This is a genomic window from Halostella limicola, from assembly GCF_003675875.1.
GTDB classification, from domain to species: domain Archaea; phylum Halobacteriota; class Halobacteria; order Halobacteriales; family Natronoarchaeaceae; genus Halostella; species Halostella limicola.
This window is the reverse complement of record NZ_RCDI01000002.1, coordinates 615691-642059: the sequence shown is the minus strand read 5'-3', so window position 1 is coordinate 642059 and position 26369 is coordinate 615691. Positions and strand designations below refer to the sequence as shown.

Genomic DNA, 26369 nt, shown 5'->3' with positions numbered 1-26369 from the left:
GGTCAAACGTCGCTTTGAGCATCAGTGACTCCTTAAGGAGGCCCGATAGTGCGTGACGGTATGCGAGGCAACCGAAACGAACGCCGACCGCGGACGGCGGGGTCTCGTCGGGACGTGCTGGCCGCCGCGGGCGCCACGCTGGCGGGAACGGTAGCCGGTTGCGCGGCCCTTCCGGACGGTGAATCGGCCGACGACCTGGAGTTCGACCGGCTGCAGCGGACGGCGGTCTACCTCGACGGCGGCGTCGACCTCTCCGTTCCCGACGACGTTTCGACCGCGAGCGCGCCGAACAACGCCGACCTCGTCGTGCTGCCCGGTGACCCCGACACCGACGCCGAGCAGGCCGTCGACTGGCTCGCCGACGAGCGCGTCCTCGCGCTGTTCGGCGCCGGTGCCGAGGGCACGTGGACCGAGTGGGTCAGGAGCGACGCGTACGCCGAGACGTTCGACGACGGGGGGTACGGCGACGCCGAACCGGACCCGGACCTGCTGGTCGGGGCGGCCGTGGGGCTCGACGTCGCGAGATACGACCAGTCGTGGTCGGACGGGCCGCGCGACCGCGACGTCCTCCGGGCGCTCGACGAGACCCTGATCGATATCGAGGAGCGGCGGTCGAGCGACCGGCGGCAACCCGGGTTGTCAGGGAAGCGTTGATCGCGACGTTCTTCCGATCGACACCGGCCGCCGTATTCCGGTCCTTCGACCCGTCCGCTAGCGATCGCGGTCACGTCCCCTGACCACGGGACGTGCCCCACCCACGCGAGTCGTGTTCCCGATGGCGGTGCGTCCCGCTTCCGACTGCCCGTTGCCGACCCGGAAACGTGTCAACGCTCCCAGAAAGTCCTTATACGTTTCGCCGTGAAACGTGCCGAACATTGGAGGGGGACGGATGAGAGACAGGTCAGACAGACGCACAACGAACGGGAGGGAGGGATGAGCGGGGAGGATCCGGACTGGATCACCGACCTGGTCGAGGACGTCGGCGACGACCTCCGGGTCGCCGCCGAGTACGACAAAACCGGCTACGTTTCCCGTTACGTTCGGCCGGACTTACAGGAGGAGTACACCACGGACGACCTCGACGAGATACGGCAGGAGATGATCGTCCTGATGCTCGGAAAGGACCGGCTTGAGGAGTTCCTCGACGCGGGCGGGTTCAACGCGCTCACGTACTGGCTGGACGACGCCATCGTCTACCACTTCCCGGAGACAGAGGCGTTCTACGGCCGGGTCGTGAGCGTCGAACCGGCTGCGGAGTCGTTGCGGGAGACGGTGTTCGAGCACTCCAGCGAGAAACCGTAGTCGGACCCGCGGCGGTCCGGACCCGCAGCTTCGCCGCTCACGCCCACACTGCAGGCGCCAACTGCCGAGAATTGCGTCCGGCGCAACGAGTCGGTCGCCGAGGACGACTTCGCATGACCGCGGTTTCCGCGGTCTAGTCGAGCTTGTCGGTCGTGTTGACAGTGATATCGGGGATTTCCACGTGGTCGGGCCGGGAGACGGCGAACACGATGCTCTCCGCGACGTCGGTGGGAGCCATCGGCCGGCCGTCCCAGTGTTCCCAGTCGTTCAGTTCGGTGACGACCGGCCCCGGCATCACGATCGTCACCCGGACCTGCTCGTCCGACAGTTCCTTCCGGAGCGAGCGGCAGAACCCGTTGACGCCGAACTTCGACGCGCTGTACGCGCTTCCGCCCTCCTGTGGGAAGCGGGCGCTCATCGACGAGACGGTGACGATGTCGCCGCCGCCCGATTCGAGTATCTCCGGCAGCGCGGCGTGGGTCACGTTCATGACCCCCTCGAGATTGACCCGGACCGTCCGCCGCATCTCGGTCAGGTCGGCCTCGCCAACCGGTCCGCCGCGGGCGATGCCGGCGTTGTTCACGAGGACGTCGACGCCGCCGAGTTCCTCGCGGACCGTCTCGACCATGGCGGCCACCGCGGTCTCGTCGGTGACGTCCGTCGGGACGACGAGCGTTCTCGTCGCGATCTCCTCGGCGATCGCCTCCAGTCGGTCCTCGCGGCGGGCCACCAGCGCGACGGCGTAGCCTTCGCGGCCCAGCGCTCTGGCAGTCGCCTCGCCGATGCCGGACGACGCGCCCGTCACGACCGCGACGTCGTCTGCTTCCTCCATAGCAGCCCCGTGGAAAGACGAGCGAAATAATAATTCCGGACGAATACTGGCACTTTTTATGAAAATGCGGTTTACGAGGGGGTATGACCGATCCCGAGACGGACGTCGATACGGCCGCGTTCCGGTCGTATCTCTCGCGGGAGCTCGAGGCGACCGTCGCCGACGCGGAGGGCCTCCACGACGGGCTCAACCTGTCGGTCGCGATCTCGACCGAGGACGGCGGGCGAGCGTACGTGCTCCGGCGGCCGAACAAGCTGCGACGCACGGAGTCGTTCAACGACCTGCGGGAGGAGTACGAGGTGCTGCGGCGGCTCCGGGACACCGCGGTCGACGCTCCGGAGCCGGTGCTGATCTGCGACGACGAGTCAGTTCTCGGCGACCCGTTCCTGGTGATGACGCATCTCGACGGCGAGTCGGTCCCGCTCGGCTCCCCGCTGCCCGAGCGGTTCCGGACCCCCGCGGCGCGCGAGAGAGTGGCGTCCCTGCTGATAGAGACCCTCGCCGACCTCCACTCGGTCGACACGGAGCCGTTCGCGGCCGTCTGCGAGCAAGAGACCGCGCGGGAGCAGGTCGAACGCGTCACTGCCCGACTCGACGCGGCGACGGCGGTGACCGGACGCGACCCCCCGAGGCTGCGGAGCGTCGCTGACTGGCTGGAGCGAAACGCCCCGTCGGACTCGGAGATGGCCCTCGTTCACGGGGACTACAGGCCGAGCAACGTCCTGTTCGCCGACGCGGACCGTCCGGTGATCGCGGGCGTTCTGGACTGGGAGACGGCGTTTCTCGGCGACCCGCTGACCGAACTCGGCTACCTCCTGCTCCGCTGGCGGGACGACGGCGACCCGACGCCGCCGCTCGACGAGCTTCGCGCGCGGTATTCGAACGACGACGTCCTGCGGGACCTGGAGGAGACCAACGAACGGGGGCTCGCGCCGTTCACTAATCGTCCCGGCAGCCCCAGTCGCCGGGAACTCGTCGCCCGCTACGAGGAGGCGACGGGGGTCGCCTTCGAGAACGATCGGTTCTACCGGGCGCTCGCGGCGTTCATGCTCGCGACGGTGTGGGAGGATCTCCACCGGCATCAGATCGAAGCGGGGCTGGAGTCCGACTGGGAGCCGTACGTCGACTATATGGCGATGATCGCCGACAGCATCGCCAGCGGGGAGTTCCCGCTGTAGCGAGGGCCTCGCGACGGCCCTGTCGGACACCCCGGCGGGGCGACGAAACTCGCCGAAGCAGCGAAACGGCCGGTCAGTCCGTCGATCTCCGAGTTTCATTAGCCGCCAACTACTGTGAATAGTTAACACACCACTCGACCGAGACTTCAAAACGGATGACGTTGAGAGGGCTCAGTGAGAAAGACGATGGGGGGATCTAGAGACGTGTATCAGAGAGTTGCGGTGATAGCGCTCGTCGGGGTCGTTCTCGGGAGTACGGTCGCCGCGCTGCCGGCCTCGGGCGCGACCGGGCAGACGGCGGCGCAGGCGGAGGCGGACGGAATAGCCCCGGACGCCGCGCCGCCGAACGAGACCGGAGGCGTCGACACGTACGCGGTCAGCCAGAACGGGGACTGCGTCGAAGTGGCGGCGTTCGGCGACGGGGACGACTCCGTCGGTGACTTCTACCAGTACGGGTCCCACTCGGGGCTGTACAGCTCCCAGGGGACCAACGAGTACCAGCGCTGGGACGAGAGCCAGCTGTTCCTCTACGACGGCGACGACGGGGGTAGCGTCGTCTTCGTCCACGGGGAGGCCGGCAGCGAGCGCGGCGGCGGGCAGGCCTCCGTCACCATGACGGGCCTCCCGGACGGCGCCGAGTGGGTCGTCGAGGACGACAACTACGACACGCGGAACGACAACTTCACCGTCGAGGACGGGCGGGCCCACGCCGACTGGTTCTGGGAGGAGAACCGGACTGACGGCGGTGCGCTCCGCGGGCTGGAGCGCGGCGACTACGAGGCGATAACGATCGACGCCGGGTTCAACGAGGACGCGCACCACGCGTCGCTGCGGGCGTCGCTGACCGTCGACACCTGGCGGCTCCGGGGCGCCGACGGCGAGGACTACGTGCTCGACAGGTCCGAGCCCGTCACGATCCGTCCGGGGTCCTGTACCGGGACGTCGACGCAGGTGGCGACCAACGGGTCCGACGCCTACGCCGCGACGGCGCGCAACGTCGGCGACAACGCGACGTTCGACACCGCGCTCACGACCGAAAACGCGAGCGGGGTCGCCGTCGACCAACTCGCCGTCGCGCCGCCGGCGAACCAGTCGTGGTTCCAGATCGACCTCCGCGCGACGACGGACAGCCCCGTCGCCGGGGACGGTCCGGAGGAGCCGCTGCTGTTCGTCGAGCCGACCAGCCCGCAGTTCGACGAGTCGCCGGACCGCGTCCAGTACTTCGTCTCGCTCGACGACGCGGAGCTCGCCGACCGCGGCATTCGCTCCGAGAACGTCGCCCTGTTCCAGTACAGGGACGGCGAGTGGCACCGCGTCAGCCACCTGACGCGGCGCGGCAGCGGCGACCACGTGATCCGGTCGACGAACGCCACCGGCATGGGCCCGCTCGCGGTCGCGGTGTTACAGCCCGACGTCCGGACCCAGGAGCTCTCGCTGTCGAGCGACACGGTCGAACCGGGCGAGGAGTTCGAAGTCCGGGCGACGCTGGTCAACGAGGGCCCGGCTAACTCGACCTACGAGACCGAGCTGCGGATGTTCGACGAGACGGTCGACCGGGCCTCCGTCGTGGTGCCGCCGAACGAACCGCGGACGGTGACGTTCACCCAGTCGGTCGAGTCGCCGGGGACCTACACCGTCGAAGTCGGCGATGCGACGACCGAGATCCGCGTCGAAGGCGATGGCGGCGGATCCGGTGACGGCGGCGTCTCCGCACCGGGGTCAGTGCCGCTGACGGTCGTTCTCGCCGGCGCGCTCGTCGCCGCCCTGGTCGTGGCCGGCGTCGGCTACCGGTCGCGGTGAGTCTTCGAGTTCGCTCGCGAGCCCCCACTCCTCGGCGCGGTCGCGCGCCTCCGCTCGCGCCTGCTCTCTGATCGCTTCTATCTTCGACTCGTCCGCGAGGAACGCGGCGACCGTATTGGCGTCCGCCGTGGAGCCGTCGGCAGCCAGGCGCTCCGCGGGCGCGGCCTCCCGCGTCCGGTCCGCGAGCGCGGGGTCGCCGGCGAGACGCTCCGCGGGCAAGCCCGGCGACACCCGTAGCTCGGGCGTCTCGTGGACCTCGGCGAGCGCCGCCGCGTCGAGTTCGAAGACGTCGACGCTGTACGGGCCGGGCACAGCGAGGTCGGCGAGCGCCGCCGCACCGCCCGCGTCGGTGCCGGTGTGGTACGCGAGCACGGGGACACCGTCCGCGAAGGTGACGACGCCGCGCCCGTCGGCGTCGAACAGGAGCGCGTCCCGCGGTTCGAAGAGGACGTACCCCGTCAGTTCGCGCTCGAGCGCCGTCGACAGCGCGGTGGCCGGGTCGGACACCACGCGCGAACGCAGGAGTCGGCCGCGCGGGAGCTTCATGGGCGGTCCGGGACGACGGCGCTTCGAAACCGGTCCGCGACGGCCCCGGAGTCGCCGCCGTCGACGGTCAGCGTCTCGGCCGCCTCCCGATACGCCGCGGCGGCCGGCGAGTCTGGCGCGTGGGCCAGCAGGGGTTCGCCGGCGTCGCGGGCGTCGCGGACGGCGTCGCTGTCGGGCACCGTCGCCAGCGTCGGGCCGTCGAAGTACTCCTCGGTCCGGTCGGCGATGCGGTCGACGGCCTCCTCGTCCCGAACCTTATTGAAGAGGACGCCCGCGCTCTCGGTCCCGTACGAGCGGGCGTACTCGCCGACTTTCAGCGCGTCCGACAGCGCCGGGATCGTCGGCTGGAGGACGGTGACGACGCGGTCGGCGAGCACGATCGGGAGAACTGCGCTCTTGCTCCCCAGCGCGGCGGGCGAGTCGAGCAGGAGGACGTCGGCGTCGGCTGCCAGCGTCGCCACCACGTCGCGGAGGCGGTCGGGGTCGGCCGCCTCGAAGTCCGCGAGGTTCGTGCCACAGGGGACGACGGACATGCCGAAGCGCTCGTAAGTGGCGTCGGCGACGGCGACGTCCGCCCCCTCGATGAGGAGGTCGTGCAGCGTCACGTCGACGTCCGCCAGCCCGGCGTGGAAGAGGAGGTTCGCCAGACCGGTGTCGGCGTCGACCACCGTCACCTCGTGCTCGTCGGCGAGCGCCATGCCGAGCGCGAGCGTGCTCGTCGTCTTGCCGGTCCCACCCTTGCCGCTCGCCACGGCGAACGCCTCGACCATTGCCGATTCTTACAGATGCTACTCGTGATAAAATTTTCCCTCCGTAGCGGTCGGACTCGCCGGTAGTCGACGTCGCGAAAGGGGGAAAGGGGGAAACGGAGCGTGAAACGGGGAGTTCCCGTCGCACGTGGGGGTGGGGTGAGGGAACGAGGGTCAGGCACGGCGGAAAGCGGTGCCCGCGACCCCCGTTGGCGTGGTTGTCGCCAGTCTTGCAGTGTGGCGAGACGACGTGGCGGCGACGACCACACTTCCAGTTAACAGTACGATGATGTAATACTTTTGGCTAGACGGCGGCAAGAAACGTCACGCTTGTTATCGAATAACGCGATACGCGGTTATCGTCCGAGTCGGTGACCTGTCGCCCCGTCGATTCGGCTGCGACGCATCGAGCCCTCGGGGTTGCGCGGTCGATCGCTCCCGCCGTGGTCGGCCGCGGATCACTCGAATGCGGTTTCGACCCCGAGCCGATGGAGGTCCGCGTTCGACTCGATCAGGTCGGCAGCGGCCTCGTACGGCGACCGACGCTTCCCCGCCGCCGGTCGCTCGCCGTCGAACAGCGTCTCCAGAAACGCCTCGCGCGCGACGTCGTTCTCGAAGAGCCCGTGGAGGTACGTCCCGAGCGCGTCGCTCGTCGTGGCGCCGCGGCCGTCGAACGGCCGCATCACCTCACCCGTTGCCGTCGTCTCGCCCATGTGGATCTCGTAGCCGGACACCTCGCCGTCGGCCCCCGCCAGCGGTCCCGCGCCGTCGAGGCGGCGGGTCGTCCGCGTCACGTGCTTGTCCGCGGAGAACTCGGTCTCGACGGGGAGCAGACCGAACCCCTCGACGGCGTCGCGTTCCTCCGTCGCCTCGAAGCGCGGATCCGCGCTCTCGACGCTCGCGTTCGTGATCCGCTCGCCGAGCATCTGGTAGCCGCCGCAGAGGCCGACCACTGGGCCGTCGAAGGCGGCGAGTGCCTCGCCAAAGCCCGCCTCCCGGAGTTCGAGCAGGTCGTCGACGGTGTTTTTCGTACCCGGGAGGACGACCGCGTCGGCGTCGGCCAGATCCGTCTCCGGCGGGACGTAGGCCACGCGCACGCCCGGTTCACGCGCCAGCGGCTCGAAGTCCGTGAAGTTCGAGATGCGCGGCGTACGCGGGACGGCGACCGTCACGGCGTCCGCGTCGGGGACGCCGTCGTCCGCGCCCCGTACCTCTCGCTCACCCACCGCGGGCAGCGAGACGCTGTCCTCCGCCGGGAAACCGGGGTCGTCGTACGGCAGCACCCCGAGCACGGGGACGCCCGCCCGCTCCTCGAACTCCGCGATGCCGGGTTCGAGCAGGGATTCGTCGCCGCGGAACTTGGTGATGACGCAGCCGACCACCCGCTCGCGAACGTCGTCGGGCATCAGTTCGAGCGACCCGACGAGGCTGGCGAAGACGCCGCCGCGCTCGATGTCCGCGACGAGCACCACGTCGGAGTCCGCGAACCGCGCCGCCTCGACGTTCGCCAGGTCGCGGTCGTGCAGGTTTATCTCGGCGACGGAGCCGGCCCCCTCCGCGACGACCACGTCGTGGTCGCGGGCCAGCCGTCGGTGGGACTCGACCGCCGCTGCGCGGGCGTCGTCCCAGTGCTCCTCGTAGTACGAGTCTGCCTCGTAGTGGCCGACGGGTTCGCCCTGGATCACGAGCTGGCTCTCGCCCTCGCCGCGGGGTTTCAGCAGGACGGGGTTGTGGTCGGTCGTCGCGGGCACACCGGCGGCGCGGGCCTGGACATACTGCGAGACGCCGATCTCGCCGAAGGCATCGGCGTCCGTCTCGCCCGCCTTCGGCACCGCCTGCGCGTTGTTGCTCATGTTCTGGCCCTTGAACGGCGCGACGTCGACGCCGTGGCGCGCGAGCAGGCGACAGAGGCCGGCCGCGACGGTGCTCTTGCCGACGTGGCTGGCGGTGCCGGCGACGAGGACCGTCCGGGCGTCGGGGTCGCCCGCGGAGACGGCGTCCTCGGCCATCAGTACTCCGTGCCCTTCCGCGCGCCCTGACCCGCGTCGATGGGGTGTTTCTCCTTTCGCACCTCGGTGACCAGGTCCGCCGCGTCGACGACGTACTCCGGGCGCTCGTGCCCGCCCGTCAGCACGAGTTCGAGGTCGTCCGGCTTCGACTCGACGAGGTCCACCACGTCCTCGGGGTCGACCAGCCCGCGGTTCGCGGCGTACAGTATCTCGTCGAGGATCAGCATGTGGACGCGCTCGCCGTCGATTTCGGGGTCGTCGAGCAACTCCCGCGCCCGGGCGACGCCGCCTCGCGCGCGGGCCGCGTGCTCGTCGTCCTCGCTCCCGTCGTGAAAGCCGTGCCAGCCGTAGTGGCCGCTGTTCTCGTAGGAGTACCGCGGGAAGGCGTCGATCGCGTTGTACTCGCCGCGGACGTCCTCGACGCTGCCCGCGCCGCCTTTCATGAACTGGAGCATGTGGACGCGGTAGCCGTGGCCGGCCGCGCGAAAGCCCATGCCCATCGCGGCGGTCGTCTTGCCCTTGCCGTCGCCCCACCACACCTGAACGAGGCCGAACTCGTCGGGGTCGGCGGGGTCGATAGCCTGTGCGCGCAGTCCGTCGGATGCGGTGTCGTCTGTCATGAGTGGGATCGGGTGGTCATCGGTTACAGGTGCGCCACGAACGCGTCGAACGCCCCGCTCTCGGGGTGGACGTGCGCGTACGTACCCAGCGTCCGGTACTCCGTGAGGCCGTCGCGCTCGCCGTCGATGCCGTCGCCGCGCACCACGTCGAACGCGAAGCGGGCGTCCCGGTCCACGTCGGCGCTGGAGTAGTGGAACTCGTGGCCCCGCAGCGTCCCGCCGGTGTCGGCGGTGAGCGCGTCCCCGGTCGCTTCGAGTTCGACGTGGTCGAGCGCCTGATAGCGGTCGTGCATCGTCACGTCGGCGGGGAGGACGCCGGCCATCTCGCGGCGTTCGGCGTCGTCGTCCGCGGGTTCGAGCGAGCGCGTCAGCGCCATCAGGCCGCCGCACTCGCCGAGGACGGGGAGGCCCTCTGCGGCCCGGTCGGCGAGCGAGTCGAGCGCGGGACTCGCCGCGAGGTCCGCGGCGTGGAGTTCTGGGTAGCCGCCGGGGAGGTACACCCCGTCGCAGTCGGGCAGGTCGTCGCCCGCCGTCGGCGCGAACGTCTCCACCGTCGCGCGCTCCCGCAGGCGCTCCATCGTCGCCGGGTAGTAGAAGCAGAACGCCGCGTCCCGCGCGACGGCGACGGTCTTCTCGCGAGCGCGGCGTTCCCGCAGGCTCCCGGCCGGCCGCGGCGGTTCCGCGGCGAGGTCGACCAGCCGCTCCGTCCGGACGTGCTCGGCCGCGGCGTCCAGCGCGTCCTCGGGGAGCGCCGCCTCGCTGCCCATGTGCAGGCCGAGGTGGCGGTCCGGGATCTCGAGGTCGCCGTTCGGCGGGATGCGACCGAGGTACTCCAGCTCGTCGGGCAGGGCGTCGCGGATGCCCTGCTCGTGGCGGCCGCCGTGGGCGCGCTGGACGAGGACGCCGGCGACCTCGATGTCCCGGCCGATCCGGTCGGCGTACTCCCGGAACCCCAGCGCCGTGGCGGCGACGCTCTCCATCCCGGCTTTCGCGTCGGCGACGAGGACCACGGGGAGGTCGAGCGCCTCGGCCACCATCGCTGTGCTGGAGCCGTCGCCGTCGTACAGGCCCATCACGCCCTCGACGATGGCCACGTCGCCCTCGCCGCGGTGGTAGTTCCGTTTGAGACCGTCCTCGCCCTCCAGCCACAGGTCGAGCGTCCGCGAGGGGCGGTCCGCGACGGCCTCGTGGTGGCTCGGGTCGATGAAGTCCGGCCCTGCCTTGGCCGGCTGTACCTCGTACCCCTCGCGCTGGAGCGAGCGCACCACCGCGAGCGTCGCGACGGTCTTGCCGACGCCGGAGCTCGTGCCGCCGAGGACGACCCCCTTCACGGCGCGAACACCTCCACGTCCGCCGCGGCGACCGGAGTGACGCCGTGGCGGGCGTCGGCGACGGAGTCGGGCGTCGTCTCGTCCTCGGCCGCGTACCGCGAGTCGAGGCTGGCCCGCACCGCCTCACGGACGCAGGCCTGTGCCGCCGAGCCGACCGCAGTGCCACTCCCGGAGAACCGCGCGTGATCGCCGTCGGGGTCGCAGGCGGCGACGACGGCGTCGGTGGTCGTTCCGGGAAAGCCCGTCTCGCGCGACAGCGTCGCGGCCTTGGCCTCCGCGGCGACCGCGACGAGGTTGGCGAGCGCGCCGGGGCCGAGCGAGCGCTCGACGCCGACGAAGACGTTGACGGTGCCGGCGGGCGGCGCGCCGGACGGGTCCTCCGCGCCCCGGTCCGCCTCCGCGCTGGCGAACAGCGGCGACGGGTTCGACAGCCCGGCCGTCGCCACCGCCGCGGCGGGACCGTGCCGGGCGACGCGGGCGTGGCGCTGGGAGACGCCCGTCAGGAGCGCCGGCCCGTCGGTCTCGAACCCCGCGTCGGCGCGGCGCTCGGCGACGTAGTCGGCGAGGTCGGTGCGGTCCCAGCCCTCCGGGACGGTGACGTTGTACGCGGCGTCGGCGCGACGCTCGCCGCCATCGAACCCGGTGCTCAGCCAGCGAGCGCCCGGGCGAGCGAGCCGCGCGACGCCGTCGCGGACGGCCGTCTCAAACATCCCGCATCGCCTCCGCGAGCAGGTCGTTCTCCTCGGCCGTGCGCACGGCGACCCGGACGTGCGAGTCGAGGCCGCGGAACGTCGTCGCGTCGCGCACGGCGATGCCGCGGTCCCGGAGCGCGGCGACCAGCGCGCCCGCGTCGCGGTCGCCGACGTCGACCAGCAGGAACGGCGCGTCGGAGGGGTAGACGTCGAAGTCCCGGGAGAGCGCGTCCCGCAGTCGCGCTCGCTCCCGGTCGACGCGCTCGCGGGTGTCCGCGACGAACGCCGCCTGTCGCAGGCAGTGCGCGCCGACCGCCGCGGCCGGCGCGCCGAGGGTCCACGACCGCCGGGCGTTCTGCAGCCGCGTGCGGTGCTCGCCCGTCGCGACGGCGAACCCGGCGCGGAGGCCGGGAAGGCCGAACAGCTTCGTCAGCGAGCGCGCGACGATCACGCCGTCCTCGCCGGCTATCGAGGGGTGCCCGGTGAACCCGAGGAACGCCTCGTCGACGAGCAGGGTCGTCCCCGCCTCGCGACAGCGCCGGGCGAACGCCCGGAGCGCGTCCGGATCGTACGCCTCGCCGGTAGGGTTGTTCGGGTTACAGACGATCGCGAGGGCGTGGCCCGCTGGGTCGGCGTCGAGGAGAGCGTCGTGGTCGACGAAGGCCGGCTCCGCACCCTGCAGGCGCACCTCGCGGGCGTACTCGCCGAAGCTCGGCGCGGGAACGAGCACGGTGTCGCCGGCCTCCACCGTCGTCTCGATCGCGAGCCGTATCGCTTCGAGGCCGCCCGCGGTCGGGACGACGCGTCCGGGCGCGCAGTGGAGGTACTCCGCGGCGGCGCGGCGGAACTCGCCGTAGTCGTCGTCGGGGTACCGCCGCGCCGTCTCGAACGCGGACTCGTACACGCTCACCACGTCCGGCGGGCGCTCGGGGTTCGTGTTCGCGCTGAAGTCGATCACGCGCTCGTCGGTGCTCCCGCCGTGGGGCACGCGCCCGGTCTCGGCGACGGCGTCGGGGTTCATCGCCCTCCGGCGAGGGCGCTCTCGTCGCCCAGGAGGTTCTCGTACACCGCTTCGACTCGTTCGCGCACCTCGGCCGTCGGGACGCCGGCGCGGTCGGCCAGCGCCAGCGCGCCGCCCATCCCGACGCCCTCCTTCGCCTCGCCGGCGACGTAGCGCTCCATCGCGACGTGGCCGCTCTCGTCGAACCCGGGGTCCGTGACGGTGAGGTCGAGGTCGAACCGCTCGGCTGCGCCGTCCAGATCCACGCCGTCGTCCTCGGCGACGAACGACGTAGTGGCGAGCGACAGCGGCGCGTCGACGTCGGCGTGGCGGACCAGCGCCGCGGCGGCGAGCATCTGCGTCCCGCCGGCCAGCGTGACGTGGGTGTCCGTCCCGAGCGCCCCGGCCGTGAGGCCGGCGACGGTCGCGAGCATCGGGTCGCCGGCGTATCGGACGGCGGATTTCGGGTCGCCGGCAAGGTCGCCGGGGGCGACGCCGCTCGCGTCCAGCGCCGCGGCGACGACCTCGCGCTTGCGCTCGACGGGGTTGTCGGGGAGCGACGAGGAGACGCCGAACTCCTCGCCGAGGGCGGTGAGGACGCCCAGCGCGGTCGTCGTCCCGCCGGGGATCGTCTCGCCGACGAGTATCTCGTCGTCGGGGAGCGCCCGGCCGAACTGCCGGGCGGCGGCGAACGCGCCCGGCGCGGTCCTGACGGGGTCTTCCTCGCGGATGTCCTCGCCCGGCTGCGCGCCGACCGTCACCGTGGGCGCGGCGGTGTTCTCCGCGAGGCCGGCGTCGACCACGGCGAGGTCGAACCCGACGAGGTCCCGCACCGCGCGGGTGATCACGGCCGGCGTCGGACAGCCCGTCGGGCTCACCGGGACGACCGGCGCGCGGACGGGTTCGCCGTACGCGACGATCTCGGCGTCGGCGCTCGGGGTGTGGACCATGGCGTCCGGGTCCGCGCCGGCGGCGCTGATCCCCTCGATTTCGGCCGTGCGGGTCGTCCCCGCGGCGAGGACGAGCCTCACAGCAGGGCCTCCGCGACCTCGGCGTCTGACCGGCGGTTCACGTTCACTGCGAGTCGCGCGTCGTGTGTCGTGTGCATGGTGTCGGAATCGGAGTGGTCGACGACGTTTATTCCGGTCGGTGCGAGCCCGTCGACCGCCGCGTCGTGGCTCGCCCCGAGCAGGTCCTTCAGCGCCGCGGGGACGCAGACGGTGAGCGACCCGCCCTCGTGCGCCCGGAGGACGGCGTCGACCGCGTCGCCCGCGAGCAGCGGCAGGTCGGCGGCGACGGTGAGGACGGGCGGCTCGACCGCGTCGGCGGACAGCGCCGCGTCGAGGTCCGCGACGTACCCGTCGCCCGGCGTCTCGATGGTCGGCAAATCGAGGTCGTCGCGAACGTGCGCGGCCGTCTCGGGCGCATGCGGCGAGGTGACCGCGTAGGTGGTATCGACGGCGCTCTCGTCGAGGGCGTCGGCGACGCGGTCGACCATCGGCCGGCCGCCGACCTCGAACAGCGGCTTCTCGACGGCCGCGTCGAGCCGGGTCCCCTTCCCGCCGCAGATCAGGAGAGCGTCCACGCGATCACCCCCGCGTGCAGGCCGGCGACCCGGCCGACCTCGTTGACCGCGCCGAACACGTCCCCGCCGACGCCGCCGAGCGCGGTCCGCGCCCGCCGGACGAGCACTGCGGTGGCGAGGCCCGCGCCGGCCAGCGCCGCGGCCGCCGCGAGCGACGGCCACGCCAGCGCGGCGGAGGGGACGGCGACGGCCGCGGGGAGCGCGAACGACTGCGGCGACGCCGGCCCCGTCAGCGCCGACCCGAGCCCCTCGTGGGTCGCCGTCCCGAAGCAGGCGACGGCGGCCATCCCCGCCTTTGCTCCGACCTCGGCGGCGACGACGACCGCGACGGCCGCGGCGACCGGGAGGCCGGCCAGCGCGAGGCCGCCCAGTCCCAGTCCCGCGAGGACCAGCGCGACGGCGAGCACCGCGCCGACCCCGACCGTCGTGTCCTTCATCGCGTCGCGCCGGCGCTCGGCGTCGCCGTGGACGACCGCGGCGTCGCCCAGGTCCGCGACGCCGTCGAGGTGATTGATCCCGGTGACGGCGTAGACGGCGACGACGTACGCGAACGCCGCCGTGGGCGCCGGAAGGCCGCCGGGCGCGGGGCCGGCTGCGGCGAGCGCCGGGAGCGCGAACGGGACCGCGACGAGCGCGCCGGCGAGATAGCCGGCCAGCGGAAACGTCGCCGGCGTCGTCCGAAACGCCTCCCACGACTCCCGATCGCGACCGACGGGGATGCGCGTCAGGAACCCGACGGCGCCGCGCAGGGCGGCGACGCCGCCCCCGACCCGCGTCGTCACGCGCCGGGTCAGAGCCACGCGACCACCCCCGCCAGCGCGTACGCGAGGACGCCGGCCCGCGAGACGACGGTCGCGCCGCGCCGCGCCTCGTCGATCGTCGGGAGCGTCCCCATCGGGTTCAGTTCGTAGACGCCCGGCTTCTCCAGGCGGACCTGCAGCGCGCTCGCGAGCGCGCCCATCGGCCACCCCGAGTTCGGCGAGGGGGGCGCGCCGGCCCACCGCCGGGCGTTCAGCAGGGCGTCGGGGTCCGCCGCCGCGACGGCGACGAGGGCGGCGGCGACGCGGGCGGGGAGCCACATGACGAGGTCGTCGAGGCGGGCGCTCGCCCACCCGACGGGCTTCGAGCGGTAGCCGAGCATCGAGTCGAGCGTGTTGACCGCCTTCACCCACGCGGCCGCGCCGGCCCCCAGCGCCAGCGAGGCGGGCGCGAGCAGGGCGAACGCGAGCAGCGGCGCGACGACCCCGTCCGCGAGGTTCTCCGCGGCGCTCTCGACGGCGGCGCTCCGGACCTGCGCGGGCGAGAGGTCGCTGGCGTCCCGCCCGGCGAGCGAGCGCAGGCGGTCGCGGGCCGCGTCGGGGTCGGTCTCGGTCGCGTCGACGACGGCGCGTACCTCCCCGAGCAGCATCCGCAGGCTCGTCGTCACGAACAGGACGAGGCCGGCGGCCGCCGCGGCGGCGACCGGGTGCAGCGCGCCCGCGCCGCGGACGAGCCCGACGGCGACTCCCCCCGCGAAAAGCGGCAGGGCGAGCGCGGCGACGAGGCCGGCGAGCCGCGGCGCGGGCCACGCCCGGTCGACCGGCGCGACGAGGCGTCCGAACCACGCGACCGGGTGTAGCGAGGCCGGCGGCTCCGCCGCCGCGCGGTCGAGGACGAACGCGAGCGCGACCGCCGGCGGGCCGGTCAGGGGCACGGGTGACCCTCCAGCCAGTCCGGGAAGTCCGCGAGCGGTACGTCCCCGACGTCGACGAACGTCCCGCCGCAGTCCTCGACGCCCCCGTCGGTCCGGGGATCGTCACCGACGTGAACGAGGTCGGCGGCGTCGACGCCCAGCCGGTCGGCGACGGTCTCGAACGCCCGTTCGTGGGGCTTTCGCCACCCGCAGGCGACGCTGGTGACGACGGCGTCGAACGCGTCGCGGTCCAGCTCCGACCGGATCAGCGTCCGGCGGGCCAGTTGGGGGACGCTGCAGTTCGAGAGCACGGCGACCGGGCCGCGGTCGGCCGCCGCTGCGACGGCCTCTGGTGCGCCCGGTCTGGTCTCGACCTCGGGGTCGAACGCCGCGACGACGGCGCGCCGGGGAGCGTTGCCGGGCGCGTCGACGCCGCGGCTCGCGAGCGCCCGACTGACGTGGGCCGGCAAGGGAACCTCCGCGCCCTCGGGCGCGTCGACGTGGACCTCGCGGTAGGCGTCGGCCCAGTCGGCCGGGACCGACACGTCTCGGGCCGCGAGCTCCCGCGCGACGGCCGAAGCCGGGTCGGCGGGCCGGTCGGCGTCCACCAGCGTGCCGAAGAGGTCGAACGTTACTGCCACTGTGTCGTAGCTAGTGCAAATTCACTTGAATCGATCGGTGATCACCGGATCACGTTCCCAGCTATCTCCCGCGGGAAGTACGTCAGCGTCTCCGTCCCGTCCTCCGTGACGGCGACGGTGTCGGAGTGGCGGTAGCCCGCCTCGTCGGTGTAGATGCCGGGTTCGATCGTGTACACGTGGCCCGGTTCCATCTCGCGGTCCCGCTCGTCGCGGTCGTCGATCGCGGCGCAGTGGTCGTCCCACCCGTGGTCGAGGTAGGGCGGCTCGTGCGCGCCGAGGCCGATGTTGTGGCCGACGTGGTGTCGCGCCAGGTCCGCGACGCCCTGCTCCTCGAAGTACGACCGCACCGCGTCGTCGACCGCGCTGATGGACGCGCCGGGCCCCAGCGCGTCGATGGCGATCGACTGGGCTTCGAGCATCACCTCGAAGTAGTGCTCCTGCTCCTCGCTCGGCTCGCCGACGAACATCGTGCGCTCCAGTTCGGCGAAGTAGCCGTCGACGTTCGCGGTCGCGCCGGTGATCAGCACGTCGCCGTCCTCCAGTCGGCGGTTCGCGGTGTGGCCGTGGGGGAGCGCGGTCTGCTCGCCGCTGATGAACCCGGCCGTGACGGGACCGTCGCCGCGGGTCCGCGCGACGTAGCGGTCGCCGAGCGTGTCGAGCATGACCCTGGACGCCTCCAGCGAGGCGCGCTGGCTCGCCGTCGCGGGGTGCGCGCCGGCCTCGGCGTAGTCGGCGAGGTAGCGGTGGCCGAGGTTCGCCCAGCGCGCCGACTCGCGGATCAGGTCGACCTCGGCGTCCGATTTCGCCCAGCGCAGGCGATCGACCCACGACTGGATCTCCACCTCGACGAACTCGGTGAGCGGGGGCCCCTCGTAGCCCATCACGCCCGGTGCGCCCTCGGCGTCGGCGGCGACGCGGTCGACGCCGAGGTCGTCGAGCATCCCGACCGCGGTCTCGACGGGGGCGCCGCCGGGGTAGTCGAAGTAGTCGTAGACGGCGTCGATGCGGGGGTTCGGTTCGACCCGCTCGACCTCCAGGCGGGGGACGGTGAGGGCGACGCGGTCGACCGTCACCGCGAGGACGACCGGCCGCTCGGTCTGGATGTGGTCGAACCCGGTGAGGTACTCGATGCTCGTCGCGCCGAACCAGACGCCCGCGTCGGCGTCGGTCTCGGCCAGGCGGTCGCGAACCGCCGCGAGGCGGTCCCCGAACTCGCTGTCGGGAACGCGAGTCGACATATCGCCGTCCACGGCCGGCGGGGGCAAAAGCGTTCAGGCGGTCCGAACGGGGAGAGAATCGGGGCAACGGATAACTGTCCCCTCGACGAACGGTCACGCATGTACCACGTACTGCTGGCCGTGGACACGGACGGCGACCAGGCGCGACGACAGGCCGAGACGGTCGCGGGTCTTCCCGAAGCGCCCGACGCCGTCAAGGCGACCGTGTACCACTCGTTCACCGACAACCCGTCCGGCGCGTCGGCGACGCAGATCGAGGGCGTGCGCCGGGCGCGGGACGTGCTGGAGGAGCGGGGGGTCGAGGTCGCCGTCGGGGAGGGAAGCGGCGACCCCGCGGAGAGCGTCGTCGAGGAGGCGTCCCGCGTCGACGCCGACGCCATCTGCGTGGGCGGCCGGAAGCGGTCGCCGACGGGCAAGGCGCTGTTCGGGAGCGTCAGCCAGCAGGTGATCCTGAACTCGCCGGTCCCCGTGGTGCTCCCCGGGCGCGCGGAGGGGTGAGATCTGGGAGAGGGAGGCGTGCCGTCGCCCGCCTCTCCGAACGTGTCACTCTCTCGCCAAAAATTCGCTTCAGGGAGCGCTTTAGTGGGCTTCCCGGGTAGTTGCGAGTAACGATGAACGGAAGTCCACGCGTCGCGGCGGTGTGCGGGAGCCTGAACGACGACAGCAAGACGCGGGCCGTGCTGGAGACAGCGCTCGACGCCGCGGCGGCGGCGGGCGCGATGACGGACCTGATCGACCTGCGCGACTACGAACTCCTACCGTACGGCTGGGAGGGACGGGACGCGAGCGACGCCGTCGACCTCCGCCGCCGCGTGCGGGAGGCCGACGCCGTCCTCCTCGGGACCCCGGTGTACCACGGCTCGTATTCGGGGGCGCTGAAAAACGCCCTCGACTACTGCAAGCGCGACGACTTCGACGGGACGGCCGTCGCCGGGCTGGCGGTCGCCGGTGGGGGCTTCCCGGGGTCGACCCTCGAACACCTGCGGGAGGTCGCGCTGACGCTCGATGCGTGGCCCCTTCCCTGCGAGGTCGCCGTCCCGAACTCGGGGACGACGGTCGGCGCGGACGGGATTCGGGACGGCGACATCGAGCGTCGGGTGCGCGAACTGGGCGAGGCGCTGGTCCGCTACGCCGGCGTCGAGGGCTACCCCGAGGCCGCCGCGCCCGCGCCCGAACCGGCGAGCGTGGACTGATGGACCCCGACCGCTACCTCGACCGGATCGGCCTCGACGCCGCAGCGGTCGACGCCGCGGACCGCGAGACGCTCGAACGCCTCCAGCGCGCCCACGTCACCAGCGTCCCGTTCGAGACGCTGTCGATCACGGGCGACCCCTTCGGTCCCCGCGACGGCGAGGACGTGAGCCTCGACCCTGCCCGCCTCTACGAGAAGATCGTGGAGCGACGCCGCGGCGGCTTCTGCTACGAACTCAACGGCCTGTTCGGGCGACTGCTTCGCCACCTCGGTTTCGACCCGGACCGGGTCGCCGCCCGCGTCGTGAACGACGGCACCGCGCGCCCGCCCGCGAACCACCTCACCCACGTCGTCGAGTTCGACCGGCGATACGTCGTCGACGTGGGAATGGGGACGCCCACGATGCGACGGGCGACGCCGCTCGACGGCACGGTCAGGAAGGACGCCGCCGGCGTCGAGTGGCGCGTCGTCGAGTCCGACCGCCCCGACGCGGCGTACGTGTCGCAGTACCGAACGCCCGGCGAGGACGGCGAGGCGGACGGCGACGACGAGAGCGACCAAAGCGACGGTGCCGACGGCTGGAGCGACCGCTACGTCTTCAGCGACGTGCCGCGGGACCGCTCGTACTTCGCGGCGACCTGCGACTTCCTTGCGACCGCGCCCGAGTCCCCCTTCACCGGCGACCCGGTCGTCACGATCGCGACCGAGCGCGGACACAAACGGCTGTCGACGGAGACGCTGACCGTGTACGCCGACGGCGGAAAGCGGGAGCGCTCGGTCGACCCCGAGGAGTGGCACGACGTGCTGGAGACCGAGTTCGGCCTGCGGACGCCCCCGCCGAGTAGCGACCGCCCTGACGCCACCCGGAGGGCTAGAGTAACCCGTCTCCCCGACGTACTGTGAACCGGGACACTATGGCAGTTAGCAACGCGGAGTTCACCGTGCGAGAGATCGAATCGTCGGACGACGTACAGGCTATCGAGAGCGAACTCTCGGAACTGGAGGGGGTGATGGGGACGGAGATCGACGCGGAGACCGGCGCGGCCGAGATCGAGTTCGACCACGACATCCAGTCGGAGGAGCGGATCGAGATCACCGTCGAGGAGCTGGGCTACGAGGTCGAGTAACCGCGCTCACCCGCCCTCCTCGTTCGCCGATCCGGTTCTGCGTATGAGAAAGCCGACGACGCCGTCGAAGTAGCCCGTCCCCCATGCCGCCACGACCGCCGCGCCGAACGCGTTGAACACCATGTCGGTGACGATGTCGTCGATCCCGAAGATGCGTACGGGGGACCTGACGCCGAGGAGGCGAGACACCAGGACGGCACCGAACTCGAACACCTCCCAGACGACGCCGAACGCGAGCACGAAGACGACGACGAAGACCGCGCGAAACTCCGAGGGTACGTCGACCTCCTCGGAGTGGATCTCGAACGTCCGGAGCAGCGCGTACCCGACGCCCGCGACGAACGCCGCCGACACGGTGTGAGTGATCTCGTCGTACCACGAGAACCACCGATAGGGGCCGAGCGATCCGACGACGTGGAGGAGGACGGCGAGCACGATCCAGAGGACAAGTCCGGCGTCCATCGAGTAACCGTACTCCCGCCGCAGGAGCGCGGGCAAGAGCGTCACGGCCAACGCGATCCCGGCGTTGGCCGCCAGCCCGAGTCGGAGCGTCGCCAGGCCGTAGACGACCAGTCCCGCGAGGACGGCCTGCAGTGCCCGCGCGAGTAGGCGTTCACGGTCGTCTGAGAGTCCGAGAGCTTCGCCGAGGGTCATGGTGAGCGAGTGACGGTCGGGTGCTCGTGCGATCCCGCGTGTTCGAACCGCGCGAAGTACCACTGGAACGCCGCGCCCATGACGACCGCGACGACGGTGACCGCGACGATATCGACCTGAAGTTCGCGCTGCGTGGTGAGGAAGTCGGTGCCGAGCCACACGTCCGAGGCGAACTGCGCGACGGTCCAGAGCGCCTGCACCGCGAGCGTCGTCATGGCGGCGAAGGCGACGGCGAACCGGCGGCTCATCTCCACCGACGTGAAGGCGTCGAGTTCGACCACTGCGACGAGAGCCAGCGCCGCGACGGCGACGTAGCCGGCTATCTCGGGGTACAGTCCGACGGCCCGGGCGGCGGCGGCGGCGGCCGCGACCAGCGGTAGCGGCCAGGGGACCACCATCGTCCAGTCGCCGGACAGCAGGGGAGGCACCGCGGTCACGGCCGCGACGAGGAACGCGAATCCGGCCCAGAGGTATGCGGCCGTGAAGACGCTCTCGACGGCCGCGAGCACGACGACGCTCGCGAACAGCCACGAGAGAGCGGCGTTCACCGGTTCGCTGCGCGTGAGTGCGTCGAGCGAAGCCACGGTCGCACTACGGCACCGGAACGGATAAATCGCCGTCTTCGTGGTTCGTATGCGGTAAATACGGCGACTCGGCGGGGGAGTTTTCCCGACCGCGACCGTACGTGTCGGTGATGAGTCTGCTCTCGCAGGCGATGACGTACTACCCGTACGTCTTCCACCCGATCACTGTGGTCGGCGGTAGCGTCCTGTTGCTGATCCGCTACGAGTGGGCGCGGCGGAGCGACGACCGGTCGTCACTCCGACGGCGCGTGGTGGCCTTCCTCGGCGCGGGACTGCTGGCGCTCGTCCCGACGGTGACGTACTTCGCCGTCACCGGGGCGGCCGTGATCCGGTCCACGATGGGGAACGCCTGGGTGATGGACGCGCTGGTCGCGAGCGGCCTGTTCATCGCCGCCGCCGCGACGTGGGGAGCGTGGCGCCGCTTCGACTGGGGGGAACTCGTCCCGGGGTTGATGACGGTCGTCGCCGTCGTGGCTGTGCCGTACGTCGCTCTCTCGCCGTTCTGGAACGTCTCGGGACACGTCCTCATCGCGCTCGCGCCGACGCTGTTCCTGACGCTCGTCGACCGGTCGTATTGGCCGCTGCTCGTCGTTCCGGTCGTGATGGTCCCTAACCGCATCTACCTGGACGCTCACACCTGGGCACAGTCTATCGGCGGCTTCGTCCTCGCCGCGACCGTCACGGCGGGGATATACCGGCTACGGACCGGCGGATCGCCGGGATCGGACCGCGGACTCACCGACGTGTTAGATTGATCCGCCCTCTCCTCCGACGCTACCCCTGCCCGACCATCCGGTCCTCCTCGTCCCACTCCTTCTCGCGGAGCTCGTACTTCTGGACCTTCCCGGTCGCCGTCGTCGGCAGTTCCTCGACGAACTCGACCCGGCGGACGGCCTTGTAGCTCGCGAGGTTGTCGCGGGTGAAGTCGACCAGCTCGTCCGCCGTCACGCCGGGGTCGTCGGGGTCGCCGTTCGCGGGGACGACGAACGCCTTCGGCGTCTCGCCCCACTCCTCGCTCGGCGCGGGAATGACGGCGGCGTCGGCCACCGCGTCGTGTTCGAACAGCGCGTCCTCCAGTTCGATGCTGGAGATGTTCTCGCCGCCGCTGATGATGATGTCCTTCTTCCGGTCCTGGATGGCGATCATCCCGTTCTCGTCGACGGTGGCGAGGTCGCCGGTGTGGTAGTACCCCTCGATCCGGTCGTTGAACGCCTCCTCGGTCGCCTCGGGCTTGTTCCAGTACTCCTTCATCACCTGGTTGCCGCGGACGACGATCTCGCCGATGCTCGCGTCGTCGCGGGGCACGTCGTTCCCGTCCTCGTCGACGACGCGGACCTCGGTGCCGAGGTAGCCGAGCCCCTGGCGCTTCTTGATCGCGAAGCGGTCGCTGCTGTCGTCGTCGAAGTGCCGGCGGGCGTCGGACGTGGTGATGAGCGGCCCCGTCTCCGTCGCGCCGTAGACGTGTTTCAGGTACCAGCCGAACTCGTCCTCGACGGTGCGGATCGTGGCCTCGGGCGGCGCGCTCCCCGCGGTCGCGATGCGCACGTCGTTCGCGCCCGCAGTCTCGGGGTCGTGCTCGTCGTAGTACTCCGAGAGCAGGTTCAGCACGGTCGGCGCGCCGCACATATACGAGACGTCCTCGGTCGTCACGGCCTCGAAGATCTCGCCGGCGTCGACGCCCCGCGTGCAGACGTGCTTCGCGCCCATCCCCGTCACCGCGTAGATGTGGCCCCACCCGTTCACGTGGAACATCGGGAGCGTCCACAGGTAGACGTCGTCGTCGCGGATCTCCTGGTGGACCGTCACGAGGTACGCGTGGAGGGTCTCAGTGCGGTGGGTGCGACAGACGCCCTTCGGGTCGCCGGTCGTCCCGGAGGTGTAGTTGATGGTGATTATCTCGTCCTCGCTCATCTCCGGGCGGTCGTACTCGGCGTCGACGCTCCCGATCACCTCGTCGAAGTCCTCCCAGTCGCCCTCGACCGCGTCGGCGTCGGTCGCGATGAACGCCTCCGTCGGCACGTCGTCGCGGACCGGTTCGATCTTCTCGGCGTACTCGTGGTCGGCGATTATCGCGTCGACGCCGGCGTCGTTCAGGATGTACTCGTAGTCGTCGGGCGTCAGTCGGTAGTTCAGCGGCGTGTGGATCGCGCCGGTCTGCATGATCCCGTAGGCCGCCTCCAGGTGGTAGTGCGTGTTCGGGTCGAGCACCGCGACGCGGTCGCCCTTCTCGATCCCCCGCGCCTGCAGCGCCGCCGAGACGCGGTCGGCCCGATCGCCGAGCTCGTCGTACGTGTAACGGTCGCCGGTCGTCGCCACGACCGCTTCGTCGTCGCCGTAGTGGTCGCGCGCCCGGTCGAGGAAGTCGGTCACGAGGAGCGGCTTCTCCATGTCGTGGGACTTCAATAAACGATAGTGTATAATTTTCGCATGGGGCAACCGTTGTGACGGCGCGGGCGCGGAGAGAAAACGGCGTCAGGAGTCAGGCGAGCCGCGCGAACGCGAGGTTGCCGCTGATGTTCTTGATGTAGATCTGCACGACGTCGCCCTCCTGGGTACCGGGGACGAAGATGGTGTAGTTGCCCTTCTCGGCGACGCCGTCGCCCTTGCGCCCGGTGCCGGTGATCTTGACCTCGTAGGTCTTGCCCTCCTCGACTTCGTCGCGCTGCTGGGTCGTCTCGGTGTTCGACCGCTTCGTGACGGGGCGGAACGCGCCGCAGGCCTCGCAGCGCAGCATCTGCGTTCGGTTCTCCATGGTGAGTCTGGTGTCCGGCAGGCCACACTGCGAGCAGGTGACGAACTCGTCGACGTAGCTGTCGATGGCGGCGTCGAAGTCGCTGCCGGAGAAGGTGCCGTTGTAGCGCGCGCGGCCGTCGTCGAACTGGCCGGCGGTACCGAGTTCGCGCTGTATGGCGCTGTGGAGATGCTCGGGATCGCGCGAGAGGGCGTCGGCTATCGCGCCGAGGTTGGTGAGGCGCGTGAACGCGCCGTCTTTCTGGGCTGTCGCGTCTGGGACGGAGAGTCGCTCATCGGAGCCTTCGTAGTCGGGGACCGCGTCGAGCGCGCGGTCGAGGCTGGCTTCGTAGTCCATAGCCGTCCAACGCACCCGAGAAGTAAAGGGGTTCCCGTCCGGCGCTGCCCGGGAAGTGTAAATTTTTTAACTCCAGTTCGGCCCCGTAATGGTCGTTTTTCCAACTATCTCGTGACGGACGAACGGCCGGCCTAAACGGCCGCACCGCGCCGTAACGCACACCCTAAGTAACTGTTTAACGGGTATTACGCGGTGTATAACTATGCCGATACTGTGAGTGGACGAGAACGAGGTGCATCAAAATGCCGGAATGTAACAACTGTGGGTCGTTCGTCACACCGGATTTCGCGCGCGTCTTCGGCGGGAACGAAGACGAAGTGTACGGCTGTCTGGACTGCGTCGGGGCTACGGCCGTGAAAAACGGTGCTGGCCTCGACCAGGTCGAAGCGCGAACGAGTTTGTAACTGGAGCACGTACTTCTCTCGGCGCCTTCCGTAACGTCTCTATAGTGGCAACTATTGACACACTCGTGCCGGATCAACCAACAGATTACCTTCATTTTACGGCACCACTCGCGGCGCAGAAAACGGGTCTCCTGGCCTGGGTTTCGGCGGGAAACGGTCTCGCAGCCGTCGTTGGGTTCTATCGACCGATACGTCAGTCATCGATCACGGTCGTGAGGCGTGTGGAGACGGATACTCGTGATCGGGAACGCATCCGGCGCGAATGCGGGCGGTTCACCCCGATACCGGACGTTCCGGCGCCTCGTCGCCGTCCCCGGCGGCCGAGTGAGGGCGGATCCGCGGCGTATAGCGCACAATAACGGCCTCCTTCGGTGATTGAACGAAGATACCTTCTTATATCGGACGGGTTCGTGTAGGGATCATTACCGGAGGATCAACGAGTGAGGGTTATCGATAACTTGCGGCAGGTGCTCCGGAGCGAGGACTCGGAGTACACGTACGAGTGTAAGGGCTGCGGACAGCCGTTCGAACTACAGCATCAGGTCTGCCCGTCTTGTGGCGGATTCAGCGTCGAGCGGGTCGACTGGAGCAACTCGGGCGACTGACCGCCGGTGCGCGCCGACCGTTTCGTCGACGCGCACCCGATCCACTCGCACGGATTGGCAAACCATATTATCGTTCCTCTGCAGGTCCGAGTATGAACGGCGAGCCGACCCGCAGGTTGGACGAGATCCGCTCCGGCATCACGCGTCGCCGGTTGCGGGTCCTCTTTTTCCTGATCATCATCGTCTGCGGCGCGTATCTGGCCTACGGCGCCGCGACCGGGGTCACCACCGCGACCGAGAGCGGCGTGCCGGAAGCGCCGCCGACGGAGAACCACACCGTCGTCACCGAGTCCGCAAAGTTCGGGACGATCATCGCGTACGCGCCGGACGGGAGCGTCGCCTACTACAACAACTCGCACACGAAGTACTTCGACGTCGACCCGGTGGAGAACGAGTCGATGACCGTCGAGTACACGGCCACCGACACCATCCACACCAGCGGACCGCGGTGTCAGGACCCTCCGTGTTCGCGCAACATCATCGAGCGGGCGAACCTCTCGACCGGCGAGGTGACCGAGATGGTCGTCCGCTACGACCACCGTGAGAACGCCGGCGAGTGGCACGACCACGTGCGCGTCGACGAGAACCGCGTCGTCGTCGCGGACATCGCCGACGACCAGGTGTTCATGCTGAACACCTCGACGGGGATGCGGGAGTGGGCGTGGAGCGCGCAGAGCGACTTCCCCGTGGAGGAAGGCGGCTCCTACCCCAGTGACTGGGCCCACATCAACGACGTGAGCATGCTCGACGACGGGCGCGTGATGGTGAGCCTCCGCAACCAGGACCAGGTCGTGTTCATCGACCCCGAGACGGGGCTGGACGAGTCCTGGACGCTCGGGGAGGAGAACGACTACGACGTGCAGTACGAGCAGCACAATCCGGACTACATCCCCGAGGAGCGCGGCGGCCCGGCGGTCATCGTCGCGGACTCCGAGAACGAGCGGGTCCAGGAGTTCCAGCGCGAGGACGGCGAGTGGACGCGCACGTGGGAGTGGTCCGACGAGCGCATGCAGTGGCCCCGCGACGCCGACCGCCTCCCCAACGGTAACACCCTCATCACCGACACGAACGGCAAGCGCCTGATCGAGGTCAACCCCGAGGGCGAGATCGTCTGGCAGGTCGAACTCTCGCACCCCTACGACGCAGAGCGCCTCGAGACGGGCGACGAAAGCGCCGGCGGGGAGAGCGCGGAGGCGCTCGGCCTGGAGTCCCGGACGGAATCGGGAAGCGAGGAGTCGGCCGGGGTCGGGACCGGTATCTTCACCGCCATCGGGGACGCCGTCCGGGACCTGCTGCCCTCGCGCGTCGTCAACGCCATCATCTACGTCGGGCCGACGTGGATGGGCCGCCCCGAGTTCGGCGCGGCGGCGATCGCCGTCCTGACCGGGCTGGCGTGGGGCGGTTCCGAACTCCGCTGGCTGCTTCGCTCCCGCGGGATCGGCTTCCGGTCGCCGGTGTTCCGCGAGGGCGGCGGGAACTGAGTGCGGTCCAGGCCCGGAATTTATCACCGTCGGGATGAA

The 26369-nt window shown here is 70.7% G+C and carries 30 protein-coding genes; 12 read left to right on the top strand and 18 right to left on the bottom strand.

The genetic code is table 11. The features are described from left to right. Positions 1-60 precede the first annotated feature (60 nt). A complete protein-coding gene (locus tag D8670_RS20920) occupies positions 61-654 on the top strand; it encodes a hypothetical protein (protein ID WP_162994268.1) in 594 nt (197 codons plus the stop codon). 279 nt (positions 655-933) lie between these two features. Beyond that, positions 934-1302: a DUF7522 family protein gene (locus D8670_RS11215; RefSeq protein WP_121818190.1), complete on the top strand. Its 369-nt coding sequence runs from the start codon at positions 934-936 to the stop codon at positions 1300-1302. Positions 1303-1435: 133 nt separating this feature from the next. Here the strand turns inward: D8670_RS11215 and D8670_RS11210 are convergent, their stop codons facing one another. Continuing rightward, positions 1436-2134 carry an SDR family oxidoreductase gene (locus tag D8670_RS11210; protein ID WP_121818189.1) on the bottom strand — a complete coding sequence of 233 codons (699 nt, stop codon included), beginning with the start codon at positions 2132-2134 and terminating at the stop codon, positions 1436-1438. An 83-nt stretch (positions 2135-2217) separates the two neighbouring features. On the opposite strand from D8670_RS11210, the gene D8670_RS11205 reads away from it, so the two are divergent. Both D8670_RS11205 and D8670_RS11200 read left to right on the top strand, forming a co-directional pair. Then, the gene (locus D8670_RS11205; protein WP_121818188.1) at positions 2218-3312 is read left to right on the top strand and encodes a phosphotransferase family protein; all 1095 of its coding nucleotides are present in this window, start codon (positions 2218-2220) and stop codon (positions 3310-3312) included. Between the two features lie 204 nt (positions 3313-3516). Next, positions 3517-5112: a COG1361 family protein gene (locus D8670_RS11200; protein WP_162994267.1), complete on the top strand. Its 1596-nt coding sequence runs from the start codon at positions 3517-3519 to the stop codon at positions 5110-5112. Here D8670_RS11200 and D8670_RS11195 read toward each other — a convergent pair. From D8670_RS11195 to D8670_RS11135, 13 genes are all read right to left on the bottom strand, one after another. Further along, a complete protein-coding gene (locus D8670_RS11195; RefSeq protein WP_375137273.1) occupies positions 5032-5658 on the bottom strand; it encodes a DUF8054 family protein in 627 nt (208 codons plus the stop codon). The genes D8670_RS11200 and D8670_RS11195 overlap by 81 nt on opposite strands. Next, a complete protein-coding gene (locus D8670_RS11190; RefSeq protein ID WP_121818186.1) occupies positions 5655-6428 on the bottom strand; it encodes a nucleotide-binding protein in 774 nt (257 codons plus the stop codon). Before D8670_RS11190 ends, D8670_RS11195 begins: the two co-directional genes overlap by 4 nt. A gap of 437 nt (positions 6429-6865) precedes the next feature. Next, the gene (locus D8670_RS11185) at positions 6866-8416 is read right to left on the bottom strand and encodes a cobyric acid synthase (protein ID WP_121818185.1); all 1551 of its coding nucleotides are present in this window, start codon (positions 8414-8416) and stop codon (positions 6866-6868) included. After that, a complete protein-coding gene (locus D8670_RS11180; protein WP_121818184.1) occupies positions 8416-9036 on the bottom strand; it encodes a cob(I)yrinic acid a,c-diamide adenosyltransferase in 621 nt (206 codons plus the stop codon). Before D8670_RS11180 ends, D8670_RS11185 begins: the two co-directional genes overlap by 1 nt. A 23-nt stretch (positions 9037-9059) precedes the next feature. Next, entirely contained in the window at positions 9060-10367 is a 1308-nt protein-coding gene (locus tag D8670_RS11175) for a cobyrinic acid a,c-diamide synthase (protein ID WP_121818183.1), read from the bottom strand. Then, positions 10364-11077 carry an adenosylcobinamide amidohydrolase gene (locus tag D8670_RS11170; protein WP_121818182.1) on the bottom strand — a complete coding sequence of 238 codons (714 nt, stop codon included), beginning with the start codon at positions 11075-11077 and terminating at the stop codon, positions 10364-10366. Before D8670_RS11170 ends, D8670_RS11175 begins: the two co-directional genes overlap by 4 nt. After that, a complete protein-coding gene (gene cobD / locus D8670_RS11165) occupies positions 11070-12080 on the bottom strand; it encodes a threonine-phosphate decarboxylase CobD (RefSeq protein WP_121818181.1) in 1011 nt (336 codons plus the stop codon). The genes D8670_RS11170 and cobD overlap by 8 nt, the downstream gene beginning before the upstream one ends. Beyond that, positions 12077-13090, bottom strand: coding sequence for a nicotinate mononucleotide-dependent phosphoribosyltransferase CobT (gene cobT, locus D8670_RS11160; protein ID WP_121818180.1), 1014 nt, complete (start codon positions 13088-13090; stop codon positions 12077-12079). Before cobT ends, cobD begins: the two co-directional genes overlap by 4 nt. Next, positions 13087-13629, bottom strand: coding sequence for an NTP transferase domain-containing protein (locus D8670_RS11155; protein WP_121818594.1), 543 nt, complete (start codon positions 13627-13629; stop codon positions 13087-13089). The genes cobT and D8670_RS11155 overlap by 4 nt, the downstream gene beginning before the upstream one ends. Then, the gene (gene cobS, locus D8670_RS11150) at positions 13629-14444 is read right to left on the bottom strand and encodes an adenosylcobinamide-GDP ribazoletransferase (protein ID WP_233752226.1); all 816 of its coding nucleotides are present in this window, start codon (positions 14442-14444) and stop codon (positions 13629-13631) included. The genes D8670_RS11155 and cobS overlap by 1 nt, the downstream gene beginning before the upstream one ends. Next, positions 14435-15337: an adenosylcobinamide-phosphate synthase CbiB gene (cbiB, locus tag D8670_RS11145; protein ID WP_121818179.1), complete on the bottom strand. Its 903-nt coding sequence runs from the start codon at positions 15335-15337 to the stop codon at positions 14435-14437. The genes cobS and cbiB overlap by 10 nt, the downstream gene beginning before the upstream one ends. After that, the gene (locus tag D8670_RS11140) at positions 15328-15957 is read right to left on the bottom strand and encodes an HAD family hydrolase (RefSeq protein WP_121818178.1); all 630 of its coding nucleotides are present in this window, start codon (positions 15955-15957) and stop codon (positions 15328-15330) included. The genes cbiB and D8670_RS11140 overlap by 10 nt, the downstream gene beginning before the upstream one ends. A gap of 41 nt (positions 15958-15998) precedes the next feature. Continuing rightward, the gene (locus tag D8670_RS11135; protein ID WP_121818177.1) at positions 15999-17195 is read right to left on the bottom strand and encodes a M24 family metallopeptidase; all 1197 of its coding nucleotides are present in this window, start codon (positions 17193-17195) and stop codon (positions 15999-16001) included. Positions 17196-17294: 99 nt separating this feature from the next. Between D8670_RS11135 and D8670_RS11130 the strand changes: the two genes are divergently transcribed. The 4 genes from D8670_RS11130 (at position 17295) to D8670_RS11115 (ending at position 19514) form a co-directional block, all read left to right on the top strand. Next, positions 17295-17693 (top strand): universal stress protein, encoded by a 399-nt coding sequence (locus D8670_RS11130; protein WP_121818176.1) that lies wholly within the window; start codon positions 17295-17297, stop codon positions 17691-17693. A gap of 113 nt (positions 17694-17806) precedes the next feature. Next, complete coding sequence (locus D8670_RS11125) at positions 17807-18388, top strand: NADPH-dependent FMN reductase (protein ID WP_121818175.1); 582 nt, start codon at positions 17807-17809, stop codon at positions 18386-18388. Beyond that, a complete protein-coding gene (locus D8670_RS11120) occupies positions 18388-19290 on the top strand; it encodes an arylamine N-acetyltransferase family protein (protein ID WP_121818174.1) in 903 nt (300 codons plus the stop codon). The genes D8670_RS11125 and D8670_RS11120 overlap by 1 nt, the downstream gene beginning before the upstream one ends. 11 nt (positions 19291-19301) lie before the next feature. Further along, the gene (locus D8670_RS11115) at positions 19302-19514 is read left to right on the top strand and encodes a heavy-metal-associated domain-containing protein (protein ID WP_121818173.1); all 213 of its coding nucleotides are present in this window, start codon (positions 19302-19304) and stop codon (positions 19512-19514) included. A gap of 6 nt (positions 19515-19520) precedes the next feature. Here D8670_RS11115 and D8670_RS11110 read toward each other — a convergent pair whose 3' ends face one another. Beyond that, positions 19521-20168, bottom strand: coding sequence for a DUF2238 domain-containing protein (locus tag D8670_RS11110; RefSeq protein ID WP_121818172.1), 648 nt, complete (start codon positions 20166-20168; stop codon positions 19521-19523). Next, on the bottom strand, positions 20165-20752 hold the full coding sequence (locus tag D8670_RS11105) for a hypothetical protein (RefSeq protein ID WP_121818171.1): 588 nt from the start codon (positions 20750-20752) through the stop codon (positions 20165-20167). The genes D8670_RS11110 and D8670_RS11105 overlap by 4 nt, the downstream gene beginning before the upstream one ends. A gap of 110 nt (positions 20753-20862) precedes the next feature. Here D8670_RS11105 and D8670_RS11100 point away from each other — a divergent pair, with 110 nt between their 5' ends. Then, the gene (locus D8670_RS11100; RefSeq protein ID WP_121818170.1) at positions 20863-21507 is read left to right on the top strand and encodes a phosphatase PAP2 family protein; all 645 of its coding nucleotides are present in this window, start codon (positions 20863-20865) and stop codon (positions 21505-21507) included. 19 nt (positions 21508-21526) lie between these two features. On the opposite strand, the gene D8670_RS11095 is transcribed toward D8670_RS11100, so the two are convergent. Together D8670_RS11095 and D8670_RS11090 are read right to left on the bottom strand one after the other, a co-directional pair. Next, entirely contained in the window at positions 21527-23140 is a 1614-nt protein-coding gene (locus D8670_RS11095) for a long-chain-fatty-acid--CoA ligase (RefSeq protein ID WP_121818169.1), read from the bottom strand. Positions 23141-23231: 91 nt separating this feature from the next. Continuing rightward, on the bottom strand, positions 23232-23840 hold the full coding sequence (locus D8670_RS11090; protein WP_121818168.1) for a translation initiation factor IF-2 subunit beta: 609 nt from the start codon (positions 23838-23840) through the stop codon (positions 23232-23234). Positions 23841-24082: 242 nt separating this feature from the next. Between D8670_RS11090 and D8670_RS21930 the strand changes: the two genes are divergently transcribed. The 3 genes from D8670_RS21930 (at position 24083) to D8670_RS11085 (ending at position 26330) form a co-directional block, all read left to right on the top strand. Next, positions 24083-24244, top strand: a complete 162-nt coding sequence (locus tag D8670_RS21930) for a DUF7563 family protein (RefSeq protein WP_449272251.1) — start codon at positions 24083-24085, stop codon at positions 24242-24244. Positions 24245-24684: 440 nt separating this feature from the next. Continuing rightward, positions 24685-24849: an FmdB family zinc ribbon protein gene (locus D8670_RS20915; RefSeq protein ID WP_162994266.1), complete on the top strand. Its 165-nt coding sequence runs from the start codon at positions 24685-24687 to the stop codon at positions 24847-24849. 92 nt (positions 24850-24941) lie between these two features. Continuing rightward, positions 24942-26330 (top strand): arylsulfotransferase family protein, encoded by a 1389-nt coding sequence (locus D8670_RS11085; RefSeq protein WP_121818167.1) that lies wholly within the window; start codon positions 24942-24944, stop codon positions 26328-26330. Positions 26331-26369: the final 39 nt, after the last annotated feature.